The sequence below is a fragment of the Paenibacillus sp. NRS-1782 genome (assembly GCF_050467685.1).
Taxonomy (GTDB): Bacteria; Bacillota; Bacilli; order Paenibacillales; family Paenibacillaceae; genus Paenibacillus; species Paenibacillus terrae_A.
Genome location: NZ_JBITPH010000004.1, coordinates 52,586 through 65,178 on the forward strand (window position 1 = coordinate 52,586; position 12,593 = coordinate 65,178).

General features: G+C 43.2%; 25 protein-coding genes. 2 read left to right on the forward strand and 23 right to left on the reverse strand.

Annotated elements, in window-relative coordinates:
• Positions 1-11: 11 nt before the first annotated feature.
• From ACIFQM_RS01075 to ACIFQM_RS01160, 18 genes are all read right to left on the reverse strand, one after another.
• Positions 12-467: a hypothetical protein gene (locus ACIFQM_RS01075; protein WP_430046737.1), complete on the reverse strand. Its 456-nt coding sequence runs from the start codon at positions 465-467 to the stop codon at positions 12-14.
• 13 nt (positions 468-480) lie between these two features.
• Positions 481-687 carry a hypothetical protein gene (locus tag ACIFQM_RS01080; protein ID WP_430046734.1) on the reverse strand — a complete coding sequence of 69 codons (207 nt, stop codon included), beginning with the start codon at positions 685-687 and terminating at the stop codon, positions 481-483.
• A 37-nt stretch (positions 688-724) separates the two neighbouring features.
• Complete coding sequence (locus tag ACIFQM_RS01085; RefSeq protein ID WP_430064884.1) at positions 725-1,192, reverse strand: class I SAM-dependent methyltransferase; 468 nt, start codon at positions 1,190-1,192, stop codon at positions 725-727.
• Positions 1,193-1,489: 297 nt separating this feature from the next.
• A complete protein-coding gene (locus ACIFQM_RS01090; protein ID WP_430064886.1) occupies positions 1,490-2,176 on the reverse strand; it encodes a hypothetical protein in 687 nt (228 codons plus the stop codon).
• A gap of 62 nt (positions 2,177-2,238) precedes the next feature.
• Positions 2,239-2,403 carry a hypothetical protein gene (locus ACIFQM_RS01095; protein ID WP_430064888.1) on the reverse strand — a complete coding sequence of 55 codons (165 nt, stop codon included), beginning with the start codon at positions 2,401-2,403 and terminating at the stop codon, positions 2,239-2,241.
• Between the two features lie 75 nt (positions 2,404-2,478).
• Complete coding sequence (locus ACIFQM_RS01100) at positions 2,479-2,835, reverse strand: DUF1064 domain-containing protein (RefSeq protein ID WP_430064890.1); 357 nt, start codon at positions 2,833-2,835, stop codon at positions 2,479-2,481.
• Positions 2,832-3,020, reverse strand: a complete 189-nt coding sequence (locus ACIFQM_RS01105; protein ID WP_430064892.1) for a hypothetical protein — start codon at positions 3,018-3,020, stop codon at positions 2,832-2,834. Before ACIFQM_RS01105 ends, ACIFQM_RS01100 begins: the two co-directional genes overlap by 4 nt.
• A gap of 31 nt (positions 3,021-3,051) precedes the next feature.
• Positions 3,052-3,204 carry a hypothetical protein gene (locus ACIFQM_RS01110; protein WP_430064894.1) on the reverse strand — a complete coding sequence of 51 codons (153 nt, stop codon included), beginning with the start codon at positions 3,202-3,204 and terminating at the stop codon, positions 3,052-3,054.
• Between the two features lie 394 nt (positions 3,205-3,598).
• Positions 3,599-4,057 (reverse strand): hypothetical protein, encoded by a 459-nt coding sequence (locus ACIFQM_RS01115; RefSeq protein WP_430064896.1) that lies wholly within the window; start codon positions 4,055-4,057, stop codon positions 3,599-3,601.
• 78 nt (positions 4,058-4,135) lie between these two features.
• Entirely contained in the window at positions 4,136-4,390 is a 255-nt protein-coding gene (locus tag ACIFQM_RS01120; RefSeq protein ID WP_430064898.1) for a hypothetical protein, read from the reverse strand.
• 16 nt (positions 4,391-4,406) lie between these two features.
• Positions 4,407-5,198: an ATP-binding protein gene (locus tag ACIFQM_RS01125; RefSeq protein WP_430064926.1), complete on the reverse strand. Its 792-nt coding sequence runs from the start codon at positions 5,196-5,198 to the stop codon at positions 4,407-4,409.
• Positions 5,107-5,922 (reverse strand): DnaD domain-containing protein, encoded by an 816-nt coding sequence (locus ACIFQM_RS01130; protein WP_430064900.1) that lies wholly within the window; start codon positions 5,920-5,922, stop codon positions 5,107-5,109. The genes ACIFQM_RS01125 and ACIFQM_RS01130 overlap by 92 nt, the downstream gene beginning before the upstream one ends.
• The gene (locus tag ACIFQM_RS01135) at positions 5,915-6,301 is read right to left on the reverse strand and encodes a hypothetical protein (protein ID WP_430064902.1); all 387 of its coding nucleotides are present in this window, start codon (positions 6,299-6,301) and stop codon (positions 5,915-5,917) included. Before ACIFQM_RS01135 ends, ACIFQM_RS01130 begins: the two co-directional genes overlap by 8 nt.
• A gap of 12 nt (positions 6,302-6,313) precedes the next feature.
• Positions 6,314-7,114 carry a PD-(D/E)XK nuclease-like domain-containing protein gene (locus tag ACIFQM_RS01140; protein WP_430064904.1) on the reverse strand — a complete coding sequence of 267 codons (801 nt, stop codon included), beginning with the start codon at positions 7,112-7,114 and terminating at the stop codon, positions 6,314-6,316.
• Positions 7,101-7,979, reverse strand: coding sequence for a hypothetical protein (locus ACIFQM_RS01145; RefSeq protein WP_430064906.1), 879 nt, complete (start codon positions 7,977-7,979; stop codon positions 7,101-7,103). The genes ACIFQM_RS01140 and ACIFQM_RS01145 overlap by 14 nt, the downstream gene beginning before the upstream one ends.
• Before the next feature lie 42 nt (positions 7,980-8,021).
• Positions 8,022-8,240 carry a hypothetical protein gene (locus ACIFQM_RS01150; RefSeq protein WP_430064908.1) on the reverse strand — a complete coding sequence of 73 codons (219 nt, stop codon included), beginning with the start codon at positions 8,238-8,240 and terminating at the stop codon, positions 8,022-8,024.
• A gap of 500 nt (positions 8,241-8,740) precedes the next feature.
• A complete protein-coding gene (locus tag ACIFQM_RS01155; protein ID WP_430064910.1) occupies positions 8,741-8,911 on the reverse strand; it encodes a hypothetical protein in 171 nt (56 codons plus the stop codon).
• A 15-nt stretch (positions 8,912-8,926) separates the two neighbouring features.
• A complete protein-coding gene (locus ACIFQM_RS01160; protein WP_430064912.1) occupies positions 8,927-9,100 on the reverse strand; it encodes a hypothetical protein in 174 nt (57 codons plus the stop codon).
• An 84-nt stretch (positions 9,101-9,184) separates the two neighbouring features.
• Here ACIFQM_RS01160 and ACIFQM_RS01165 point away from each other — a divergent pair, with 84 nt between their 5' ends.
• Positions 9,185-9,412 (forward strand): hypothetical protein, encoded by a 228-nt coding sequence (locus ACIFQM_RS01165; protein ID WP_430046695.1) that lies wholly within the window; start codon positions 9,185-9,187, stop codon positions 9,410-9,412.
• On the opposite strand, the gene ACIFQM_RS01170 is transcribed toward ACIFQM_RS01165, so the two are convergent.
• Genes ACIFQM_RS01170 through ACIFQM_RS01190 form a run of 5 tightly spaced genes read right to left on the reverse strand, consistent with a single transcriptional unit; the run spans position 9,409 to position 11,447 of the window.
• On the reverse strand, positions 9,409-9,588 hold the full coding sequence (locus tag ACIFQM_RS01170; RefSeq protein ID WP_430046693.1) for a hypothetical protein: 180 nt from the start codon (positions 9,586-9,588) through the stop codon (positions 9,409-9,411). The genes ACIFQM_RS01165 and ACIFQM_RS01170 overlap by 4 nt on opposite strands.
• A 3-nt stretch (positions 9,589-9,591) precedes the next feature.
• The gene (locus tag ACIFQM_RS01175) at positions 9,592-10,194 is read right to left on the reverse strand and encodes a hypothetical protein (protein ID WP_430046691.1); all 603 of its coding nucleotides are present in this window, start codon (positions 10,192-10,194) and stop codon (positions 9,592-9,594) included.
• A 24-nt stretch (positions 10,195-10,218) separates the two neighbouring features.
• A complete protein-coding gene (locus ACIFQM_RS01180; protein WP_430064914.1) occupies positions 10,219-11,001 on the reverse strand; it encodes a Rha family transcriptional regulator in 783 nt (260 codons plus the stop codon).
• Positions 10,998-11,144 (reverse strand): hypothetical protein, encoded by a 147-nt coding sequence (locus ACIFQM_RS01185; protein WP_430046685.1) that lies wholly within the window; start codon positions 11,142-11,144, stop codon positions 10,998-11,000. Before ACIFQM_RS01185 ends, ACIFQM_RS01180 begins: the two co-directional genes overlap by 4 nt.
• 36 nt (positions 11,145-11,180) lie before the next feature.
• Complete coding sequence (locus ACIFQM_RS01190; RefSeq protein ID WP_430046682.1) at positions 11,181-11,447, reverse strand: helix-turn-helix domain-containing protein; 267 nt, start codon at positions 11,445-11,447, stop codon at positions 11,181-11,183.
• 193 nt (positions 11,448-11,640) lie between these two features.
• Here ACIFQM_RS01190 and ACIFQM_RS01195 point away from each other — a divergent pair, with 193 nt between their 5' ends.
• The gene (locus tag ACIFQM_RS01195) at positions 11,641-12,591 is read left to right on the forward strand and encodes a S24 family peptidase (RefSeq protein ID WP_430046679.1); all 951 of its coding nucleotides are present in this window, start codon (positions 11,641-11,643) and stop codon (positions 12,589-12,591) included.
• The last annotated feature ends 2 nt before the right edge of the window (positions 12,592-12,593 follow it).

Sequence of the window (12,593 nt, forward strand, 5' to 3'; positions counted from 1 at the left end):
GTAAGAGGCTGTTATGCCTCATCCCTTGGTTTGCAAGACAGCAGTGCTACTTTGCAGATTGCCTCAGTGATAGATTCACAAGCAAACTGGTAGAAAGAGCACGTCCCACCCCAATCAGTCAACGAAAATTCATAATTACCACCTACTTGATTTTTAATCGAGAACAAATAGCCTCTGATCTTGAAATGTTCTAAGACTTCCCACACCGCAGGCAATGATCCCGAATAATTGCGAAACAATTCTTTGCGCACAATTTTAATCCCATGATCCTCGTGCATCGCTGCCAACTCATCAAGCCGCTCTTCCGCTTCTGACTTGTAGTTGCAATCCCCGAAAATAACAGTCTCTTCCTCATTGACAACCCACCACTTAATTTCTGGCGCTACATTTAAAACTAATTTACCTACGTGCACATCCATTTCACGACCCGGCTCCATAGCCATTATTTGTTTCCTTGTTAGTGACATGTATCTCTCTCCTTTATATGTGGGTGGCTAAACTGTACTCTTTTATCCATGTGCGGTTGAACAGGTCGTCCCTGTATATTTCAATGCAATCACATTTTTTAGGATCGAGCAGGCTTCGGGCCTTTTTTAAGGCTCTCAACAAGCTGCTTTTAAAAAACATTATTTTAACGCGCTTGCCTTTGTAATAAAGCACAAACTCAAAATCCGATTTATTGGTCACGTTATCTCTCCTTTGGTATAGGGGATGCCCCCCCTCGTTATTCCTGACCTTTCATGAACACGATCCAATGCGTCTTACTCCGTTTGTTACCGAATAACGGTGGCTGTGGAAACAGCTTTTTAAGCTCTGAAAGACTTACTTGATCTTCATTCCATTTGAATATCAGTGTGCCGTTTGGCTTGAGAACTCGCATACATTCCGCGAATCCGCGCTTCAAGTCCTCCCGCCATGTGTCCCGGTTCAGCCTCCCGTACTTCTTGGCCAACCAGGATTCGGTGCCAGCCTGTAAAAGATGTGGCGGATCAAACACAACCATGTAAAATGATTCATCCGCAAAAGGCATGCTGCGGAAATCCGCAATCACATCCGGCGCGACATTAAGTGCCCGTCCATCACATAGTGTGTCGCTCAACTCTCGGTTGTCCGCATATACAACGTCTGGGTGTTCTTTGTCGAACCAAAACATACGGCTCCCACAGCAAGCGTCTAAAACTCGTTTTGTCATTATGTGTCTCTCCCCCTTATGGAGGGCTAAGCCTCCTAAATGATCTATCTAAAGTACAAGCTCACTGGGCGCACCGCATTTATTGCACGCCACCGTGTGGATGTAATAACCTCCGCCTACACTTCCGTTAGAATGAGCTTCGCAAACAACGGTCCTGTACCCTTCACCGCCGTATAGCTCGTGTTTATTGCCGCATTCGCACGTACATTCTTCATCGCGGAACGCTCCGGTTCTTTTGGTAGTTATTTTGGGCACTTGTGCTGCCCCTCCTTCTTGTCCCCTATGGGGCTGAACTTTTTAATCGTTAGATTCGTAATACATGTATACAGCTTCCTCATCAACGATCAATTTAGAACCAGCAGCAAACATTTTGAACAATGTATCTTCAAATCCGTAAAACCCACCCAAGATATTTTTCTTGTCCATTTCCCGGTCTGGTCTGTAATCGGATCGCAATCTAACGTTGCTAACTGTTCCTGATTCCTTGGAAACAGTTATGCCGTATTCGCAACTGTGTTCCCGCTTGCCAGATTCCTTATCAAAATCAATAAATATGATGTGGCTATGATTCCTTACGTGAAAAGAAATCTCCTCATCGTCATATTCATGATCTTCATTTACGGATTCCTTAAATTCTTTAATCAGCTCCGAAAGCTTATATTCAGGCTTGGCATTAGAGAGAAGATCGTCCATACGTTCTTTCATTTTTTCAACACCCTGAATATGCAAAGCTTGATCCAAACTTTCCTTAACAGTGCTGAGAACCAATTGGTTATATCCAGAAAGACCAAGTTCAGAAAAGTTTACTTTTAAACTGGACTCGACTTCCTTTTCCAAGTTCTTTTTAAAGTCACCCCACGTTCCGAACACATCGTCCACAATTTTGGTGATCGTCTCCTGAACACGCTTCTTAACAACCTGCTCTACAAATCCCTCATGTTGAATCTCTGCCAATGTGTTATTGATAATTTTGTTTAAATCCATTTATAATCCATCCCTTCAATATTTTTTACGGACATGTTTTATGTCCTCTCTGCCCTTGGGGGCTAAGCTTTTTTCCGGCGTTTTTCCCCGACTGGCACGGTGCATGCGTCTTTTATGCTCCATCCGTATTGCTCTACACGTTGAATAAAATATTCCTTTTTGATGCCGTTTTTCTCGGCTTTCCGCACCCATCTTTTCTCGCGATCATACTTCGTTTGTCGTTTCATACCGTTCACCTCGGTATTAATTTTAGTGTTTAATTATCGTTGTTATATGATTTATTATTCCTTTTCAATGGTGTGTTAGATTTCTTCCCATCCACCTTTTTTATTGGTTATCACCCGCAATATTAGATCAGGGAATTTTGCGTCAAATAATTTTCTTCGTAACGGAAAATCCCTAGCCGCAAAGCCCTTCACGTCCTCGACTATCGTATTTCCGTCTTCCTTGTACATGAAGTCTGCTTTATAGGTTATAGCCCTTATCTTTTTTCCGTGCTTGGTAAATGGTTCAAGCAGTGTGAATCCCGGTTGTAGGTTCAGATCACTTATGATTCCGCCACGTTCTAAAATTTCGAGTTCGGCGTACCTTTTAGCCTCCGTTTTGCTGTCGAATTGAATGTTATTAACAATGGTTTTCTTTGCGTTGTACTTATTCACGCCATCGCCCCCAATGCTCCACCCGAACGGTTATGGATGATTGATTTTCTCGCTCGGTCTACAGCCAACAACACAACTTCGTCTGGGTCGCGTCCGAACTCTTTCCCGATCTGTTGTAAGCTCATTCCCGACTCCCACATTTCATCAAATTGCTGTACTTGACGCTGATCCCAAGTAAAATCCATTTCCTCGCATGCCAGATAAATGTTACTGCGTTTATTTTTTAGTTTGCTGTATTCCCCTTGCATCAGGCACACCCGCCCTCCGGTAGATTTCTTTGGCTGCTTCAATGCGATAGTCATAATCTTTGGATTCGTCGTAAGCCGCAATGACCAATTCCGCTCCTGACATGCTTTTAAACGGTCTCACGTTCGTTCTCAGCCTCCTTTTCAGCCAGTCCATACGTTTCCCTGCCTATACGTAGAAACCCGCTGTAATCCTTATCTATGAGGTCGTAGGGGTCTATTGGATTCATGGGGTATCCTCTCCCCTCAGTGCTGCATCCGCTCGAACTGTTTTCTTTACATCTGTCAAAAACCGTGCCGCCATTCTCTTTATATCAAACTCTGAATAACAATTAGGCCGATCCATGCTATCGCATAGCGGAATTCTGAGTTCCATGTTTGATTGGTCATACACTTTGTAATGAGCGGTTTTTTTGCCACATACAACACACGGTTTGCTTTCACTTGATGATGAATGCCATACTTTCATATCCCTTATTCCTCTCCTTGCCCTTTAGGGGCTGAGTTAGTTAGCAGCGCTATCTTAATCCATAGACTGTGTACTTGATGGTCTCTTCGTATGGCCATACGCTTGGATGATTCTCCAGACTAAATTCATTGTCAGTCAGGAAGCTTTCAAGGACTGCATTGTAGCTTCTTAGTTTCCGTGTCGCGGTGGTGATGTACTGAAGGGGACTATCTATATCCCTAGGTGGATGCTCATTCCATACTCTGCCTTTGTAAAGAATGCTGCTAGGGTCTGAGTATTCACCCGTTCTTATATATTCATCAACATTGATATACTCTCCAGTTACTTCATTACATTTGGAGTCATAGCTGCTTTTTCTAGGGGCAAAGTCGCAATTTACATTCAAGTACATGGGGGCAAACTTTACTTCCGCCCATCCTTGGGTATTCAGGTTTACCATCGCTGCTAAAAATTGCGCTCTACCTAATAAGTGTGACAATTGGTACTTTGCTTGTTCAAGGTTTGTCATTCCCCTATCCCCTCTCCTTGGGTGGCTATAAGAGCTGCTAAACAAGGATGCATACTATTCCATTTAGCTATTACTTCATCACGATTCATCTTCGTCGTCTCCCATTTCTGTGTCGTATTCAGATTGACTAATTGGGGTGATGTGTTGTGAATCAATTTCCATCTGACGTGCCAAACGATAACCCAAGCTCCGGTGCATTGCTTCATAATCATCCGGTTCCCGTTCCACCTCACACAACTTGAATTCTGCAAAGGTATCAACCTGTTCACCTGTTTCTGTGTTGTGAGCCATCCCCGCTTCAGCAGAAACTCGATAACAAAATCTAATATCCATCTATCTTCTTCCCTTCTTATTGGAGTCCGTCACGCAATCGGTAATTCAGTTCTATTCCGCCTTTTAACACCACTAAGTATTCACGGCACATTTCGTTGATCCGGCTGCCTATGCCCTCGTCGATCTCACATAAGCCAGCTATTGTTTTCTCTGAACTGATAAGGATTGGTTTCCGTTCGAGGTAGCGATAATTGATGATGGCAAACATTTGCTCAATTACAAAATCCGTTGCCTTTTCCCTGCCCTTGAACAAATCGTCTATATAAAGCACGTCTGCCTGTTGCATTTGGTGTATGCGTTGCTCCAGCGTGTCCAGATTGGCTTTAATCTCGTTGAATCCCTCCACAAAGGGGAAATATAGCACCTGTATTCCTTTAGCTAATAGATTATTGGAAACCGCCATAAGCAGATGTGTTTTGCCGCATCCGGGACGGCCTAGGAGCGCGATACTGCTGTTGGGTACTCCTTGGTCATCCAAATCACGAACGCAGTTGTACGCCGCATTGTAGGCTTCCACAACTGTATGCGGTCTACCAGCCTGTATAAAGTTGCCGAAGGTCTTCTTCTGGAACTCCGGTGTGATCCGGCTAGACTTCATCATCCTTTCTGCCACCCTTTCCTTTTTGCACTCACAATCTCGCCAGACATCACGGTAATCAAACGGGCCGTCTCCGGTTTTAACACGGGTTAGAAAACCTTCTTCATCCCGGCATTTTTCACATCGGTGGTTCTTCGGTGGCTCCGGTTCGGTTTTGTCGGTCGAGGAAGGCGAACTCGCTCTCAGCCGCTTCAGCAGTTCTGCCGCCATTTCTTCGGGACTGAGACCCTTTAGTTGATCCTTCAGACTTTTCATTCGTTTGTTCCTCCTTCCAAGGCTCGTCTATTCCATCTGCATGCCATCTTTTTAAAATGCCATTAACATAAGCCATATTCCGTTTGCCTCTTAAAATTGCTATTTTCATAGCTTCACAAAGCCAAAGGTCACCGTATTCTTTTGATAGGTCGTTTATGTTATCTCGAACAACTGGGCTTATAACTCCAAAACCATTTTCATAATAACGATAAGGATTAAGGCCACTGTCGCCGTCAGGCGAAATCTGTTCCCTTCCCTTCTCTTCTGTTCTGTTCCCTTCAGTTCCCTTCAGTTCAGTTCCCTTCAGTTCAGGAGGAATTTTTGGGAAGTTCCCGGAATTTCCCGGAATGTCCGGGAACTTTGACTTCGTTCGCTTGTGTAAACCCTGTTGATGTTTCTCAAAATTGATCACCTGAACGACCTTTTCGCCTTCCGTTTCATACCAAACAATCAGCCCGTTTTTGTCTAATCTCCTTAGAGAATCAGCAATTTCAGCCAGTGTCTTATCCAACATCGGCACTACTAAAGCTTTCACTTTCGCAGGCGATCCCGCCAGACGACCGAAATCGTCTGTATGTGGAATCATCCATGTAAACAGCAGCATGTCGAAAAGTTCAGGCAACATGTTCACTTTTTCTGATATTGATATCACTTTTGAAATCATTCGCTTTTCAGCCATCTCTAACGCTTCCCTTCGGCTCCGTGTGTTTCTCAGAAGTTCCGGGAATTTCCGGGAATTTCTCGGAAGTGTTGTGAACAAGCATAGCCATGCATTTCCGCGCCCGTATTCCTTCAGGCGTTTCATCTAACCAGTCATGGCATTTTGTACAAAGATGTAATAAGTCCGTTACTCTCGTTTTATGGTTAATGTGCTTACGTCCGATTAAGTGAGCACGCTCTGTAGCCAATGCGTTGTCACAAAGCTCACACAAGCCGTGTGACCGCGCTTTAAGCTGTTTATCTACCTTTGTGCTGATATCACCCCTCTGCTTCTGTGTAAGCTTCACACGCTTGCTTTGAGTTTGTTGAGACTTGGGATAAGGTAAGAATTCATGCAAACTGTTCACCTCCTACCTATTAATCAAATCCGAATAGTGGATTATTTGATTGAGTTGTTTCGTCTCCCGGCAGTAGCGGCAGCGTTCGCAACGGCGTGGTTTTACCAAGCCTGCTTTAACTTCGATCAAATGCGGCATGTTATCCGCTATACCTTCAAGTTCGCGTTTTATGTCAAAACCATTTATCCCTATAACCTCTTTATCTGGGGGGTCCTGTTTGGATACTGCAACGATGATAGGTTCAATCCAGCCGTCACGTTGCTGTACAATGCGTTCGATCTCCGCATACAGGGCCATCTGTGTGACATAATGGTTCTGCTGCACGAAAGACACATAACCGTTCTCTTGATCCCAGGACTCCTTATGAATTTCTTGAACCGTTTTAATATCCGAAAACCGATTGCGTTCTAATGCGTAATTATCCATTTTGATTTTCCAATTCGCTCCGGCAAAACTAGCAGTCATAATAACCTCTTTTTTTCCTTGCAGAACAAACATGCAAAGTGCGTCATTCTCTATGGTTTCTATCATCTTGTTGGCGTACTGGAACTGCGATTTGAGTTTCCCTTTGGATGTACCACGTGAAGATATTATTTCAGGGGTGCTGTCTTTAAATCTTTGAAAAGCTTCTGGCCCTTCAAAATACGCATGCACATAGGAGCCGACCAAGAGCGCGTCTGTGGCTGGTTCCTCCCAACCTTGGAGCTTAGCCATGGCTCGTGCTTCGCAGTCCCGGAACTCCTTATACTGGCTGTTACTCCAATAGGCTAAATTAGCCTCCTGAGAGTAATAGTTTTCTTCATTCAGTAGCATCAGGGTCACCATCCGCCTTCGCTTTTTCCGATTCCTGTTGCGCCTTGAACTCCATTTCAGCAGCACTAGGAACATGGACCGTCCCGAAGTCAAAATAGTCTTCTCTCTTGCCCATACCGTCTCTGAGCGACTTCCAGATGTTCCCGATACGAAGGTAGTCATTTTCGGTGAATGCATCCTGTGCGCATCCGATGCACTTTTCAATCATTTCTTTGTTAACACCATACTTCTCTTGGAACTGTTGGAATGCTTTCCTTACACGGTCAGCAAGCGGTTCTGTGTAGCTGTTTACCAACGTCTTGCGGCACTCTGCAAGGGCTGCGTCCACTATATCGCCCGGGATTACACCAAGGATGCAAGCACGCATCCTGCGGCTGCCCATATTTGCTACAACCTCGTAAACGTCGCGTGCTTCAGTGAGTTGCTTTGTGGTGCTCCCCGCCTTACGTTCATGTTTGACTGTAAAAACAATCTGGCGGCGAGTATTCGTTTCAATATCCCATGCATAGGCCATAGCCTTAGACTCGCCGTTCCGTTGCTCTAACTCGATCAAACCGTAATCAATGTTCCCCCAAGACTGCGCCAAAACCTCAGCCAGCCGGATAGAAGGACCAGATACTTTACTGCCACCTTTCGGATATTCATATTCGGCCTCTTCTGCAAGCTTCTTCCGCTGGCAAGAAAGCATGATACGGTTAAAAGATGCCTGCTGATCGCGGGGAAACTGCTTCGCCATAAAAATAGCGGCTTTTACTTCCTCCGTTTGGCGCGTTGTCGCCATTTCTGTAGTCGTCGATCTGAACGAAGGTGGGGCCTCCGGCAAGTAATTTTGGTAGTCCACGGGTTGCTGATCATCAAAACTCATATTTACATCCTCCTAAAATTTTGATATAGTGACCACAAATGTTTATTTAAAAGTTTCTGATTCGACTCTGGCTGCAACCGGAGTCGTTTCTCTTTCCAGACCATTACGCACGTCATACAATGCTTCTAAGACATTTTGCAATTTACCATCCCGAAAGATTAGTAATGGTTCTACAATGTTATTCAGTGACTTCCCGCGTATCTCCGTGTCAGCTTGAAGTTCCTCCAGCGTTTGGATAGCTTGTTCTAACGGCGTTTTCACGTTTGCCCCCCTCCTTTTGTTCCCGCCGAATACGGCGATATTCCCAATAAGCAACGTCAGAACTGAATACGAATATCAATTTTCCTTTTTCGTTTTCTATAGCTCGCCCACCAACCATTGATAATGCAAGCAAATCTATTCGATCATTACTACCTTTGCAACGAGTTTGCATATGCATCGTCAATCACCCTCACTAGGACCTGATTTTTGCATTCCACAGCATCCAACATGCATTTCTTACAATGTGGTTCTTCATGTTCGTAAACGAGGTATTTGGCTCCTGCGCCGCAGCCGCATTTGACCACATGTTATCCCTCCCACATGATTTTTTTGTGTAAGCTCCACATAACATCCAAAGGTGATACGGCTTTTGATAAGTCCATATTCCGGCTCCCGCTCGTACAATGTGCCTAGATATTCCAGATGTTCATCTGTCAGTACACTCAGCCCACTAAGATCCTTGGTGACTACTACAGGACGTTTACGCCACCATCGCCATATCATGATGCCGCTCTTTTATCTGCTGGTAGCAAAGCCCGTAGATCCATAATTTCGTCTGACAGCCAGCTAAATGATTTTTGTGATATTTCCCGGTCTACCCACTCCGGATTGTTTGCCAGTGCATCATACATACCTTCTAACTTGGCAATACGTTGTTGTAAGATGTCCATACACACTCAGCTCCCTTAAATGGTTTCTATCCTTACCCCTTCAACCAATCCTTCTACAACAGCCAGCATTTCCGCGTTGCCATTCCAGTACCGCCGCGCCCGTTCAATAAACTGCTGTAACTGCTCCTTACTTACATTGCGTCTAAGGCAATCGTCAAAAGCTTCTATGAGCGCAAGTTTGTGTTTCATGTATATCATCCTTTCAAGATTTTTCCTTTCTGTGTATGATGGTAGTTGTCTATGCTCCATCTAACGTGAAAGGAGGTGCTAGAAATGCGATTTTTAAATAACATTACCGATGAAGAAAAGCAGAAACTTTGTCATGAATTAGCATTAGAATATGCCAAAAAAGTTTCGGATGAAGAATCAAGAGGCGTTCTTGAAGGCTTTGAATTACATGAAAGCCTGCTTTGTCACTACGCTTATGCCAAAGAGCAGTATGAGAAAGATTTCTACAACATCCTTAGCAAGTACGAACGAGCAATTCAGGATAACAGCTAGTTCTCTTGACGATCTTTAAAAGAAACCTTTGTATTGTTCATGATGGAGGTTCTGGCCCTATCCAGGACTTCCATCGCTTCCGAAACAGTCAACCTTTGTTCAGCGATTGTGTTCTGTATTGATCGCGCTGTTTCTTTCAATAACTCAGTGTCTCTACCAAATGAATCTAACTTCATTGTTCATTCTCCTTTCTTAATAGACACATCATCCGGTACCATATTAATGTCATTCCGGTATTCATCATTTGCGTTGCCTAGAAGTTGCTCCAACTTGTCCATGTTTTCAGCTTGGCTTTTAAAGGCTTGAGCAGTCTTAGCGTTGTTTCTGCTTGCATGCAGGATTGATTTAGTAGACAAGTCCTCTGCCATGGCTTTAATACCATCCAACACGTTCAGCATGTCGTCAAAGTCTAGCGTGCGGATGTGTTCAATCAAGTTACGTTCGTGCTCTGACAATTCCGCAGCTTCACGCGCCGTTTGAGCAGCCATGCGATCATATGCAGCAATAACAGACTCTACAATGCTGATATATGACTTGTGATCTACTTGCACTGTATCCAGCAGAATTTCAGTTACAACAGGCGCCAGAATGTCTACGACGTCCGAACTGTCTGATTCACCAGCGTGAAGTGCTGTTGTTAAAATCTTTCTGAAATAGTCAGGTTCCCGATAAATAGCTTCACTCCCAGATAACTCGTGTACGTATTGGGCAAAAGTTATTACCTTGCCCTCTTGAGTGATTTTCCCAACAAGGTCACGCATAGATTTTTTCTTGTTTCCCATGGTATTAGCTCCTTTGTGTTTTAATTAATCGAATTTGACGCTGTACTTTATCGCCATTTCCTTTACGATCGCCAGATATATTTCAGTCAGCCGGGAATCTTCCGCAATGGCTTCCAACTTGCTAATCGCATTAATCTTTGACTTAGCGACGCCTTCCAGTGCCATGCGCTTCTTGATGTTTTCCTGCCGGATGCCCAGTTTGCAGTTTCCGCGTTGCTCAAGCAGTTCGTAACTCTCATTGTTCACTTCTGAGTAAGCGTCATGACCGCCGCGTTTCAGTGCGATTTTGTTCAACAAGGAGCGGACTTTCTTACGCCATTCCGTAGGGTTCAGGGCCAGTATCTCAGCTTGGTTATCAAGTTGTTCTTTTACGGCACTCACATCATTTTTCAGTTGTGAGTTTTCCAACTCTACTTTCGCAACAGCCTGAAACATTTGATTGAACATTTGTAGTTCTGGCGATAATGCTTGTGTATTAAGAGTCAATTCGTTTCGCATTCGCTTGAACTCGTTTAAAAACTTAACTTTCATCTTCATAGCTTCTGGAGTGACATACGACATGGCCACAATTGCAAAGGCATCTTCGGTCATATCGAATTTGGGATACCATTGTTTATTCTGAGGGTGTTGATATTGGGTCTGCTGAAAGTTCAGCACCCCCCATTCCTCCAAGCCAGCCTCAGCCAACTTTTTAATTTGGTTTTCAATATCAGCAAGAACATTGCGGTGTTCTTTATGAAATTCCTCAGCTACTATCAAGCTGTCGGTTACGGCTCGTCCGTTTTCGATGAATACCAATTTAGTCATGCTGTTTCCCCTTTCTCATTCCGATTTCTCGCTTTTGCATGATTGACATGAATTTTCGCAACCACTTCGTGAAGTTTAATCCATGCACTATCTGACATCCCTTTGGGCTTTCCGGCAGGCACCTTTTTTGCTTCAATCGCCATAAAGTAGTCTCCTCGGTAGTATTTTGTTTTCAAAGATCAACTTACTTCTTGGATGAGTTTGATTAGGTCTTTCGGTAAGATTTGTTTAATCGCTTCTACCCTCAACCGCCCGACGTCTATTTCTAATACCTGAGCAAGTGCGATGTTAACTTCATCTCTCGCTGGAGGATGTTTACCATTCTGCATTTTGCTAAGCACAGCAGGATGCAACTTTAAACCGTTGCGATTTACTCTTCGGCAAATCTGTCCCAATGAGAGATCCGCATCCTTAATGGCGTTTTTTAGTAATGTGGCGTAAGACATTTGTTCCACCTCCTTACTGATATGATGTTTAACAAAGCGACCCGTAAATAATCATTTACGCTTTGATAAACAAATCATAATTCTTTAGCATTGTGGTGTCAATAAATATTTACTCACAAAATAAAAAAACCGTTGAATATTTAATCAACGTTGTGGTAATATTACTATTAACTAATAACGAGGCGGTGTCGTGGTGAATTATTCAGAATTATTAAGCCAATACATAGAGCAGAGTGGTTTAACCATTGCGGATTTAGCGAAGAAGATGAACGAAAGAGGCGTTAAAATAGAGCGTTCTTACATATCTATGCTTAAAAATAATAAAACAAAAAACCCCGCTTCCGAAGAAATAAATATCGCATTAGCTGAAGTAACTGGGGGCGACAAAGATAAATTGTTAATGGCAGCATTTTTAGACAAAGCTCCAGAAAAACTAAAAAATACTTTCAACAATATTGAAAGTATAAATTCATATTTGAATCATTTCCTGATGAACAGTAATTTGGTACTGGATTATAAAACAATATTAGAAAACATAATGGTAAGTGAAAGTATTTCTAAAGAAGAAGCAGAGAAAATGTGTAATATATCTCCCACTGAATTTGTTGAAATGATGAGTTTTGAAGAAAAACTAGAAATTTTAAAGGTCTTTGTAGAAGATTCCTTAAACCAGAAAAAATCTTTCGATCAATACATTAGAGAAATAAACGAAGTTAACCCCGAATTAAAGACCAATATTATCCCGTTCGATTCTGGATCAATGCTTCGAGTCCCCGTCGTCGGAAAGATCGCTGCTGGTTCGCCTATAGACAGAATTGAAAATATTGAAAATTACACTCTTATTGACCCATATATTTTACGCGGTAAGGACGGTTTCGCGCTTGAGGTACAAGGAGACAGTATGACTGGTGACAGAGTTTTTTCTGGAGATCTGGTTATCGTAGCCAAGCAAGATGAGGTTACCCCAAATGAAATAGCTGTAGTTGCAGTAAATGATGAGTGTGTCACCTTAAAAAGGGTCAGACGCGAAGGAAACATGTGTCTATTGATTCCATCTAACCCAACTATGCAACCAAGCCTTGTTCCTGCTGAAACAGTTAAAATTATTGGAAAAGTAGTTGAAGTTAAATTTTGGCCGAAATGAGG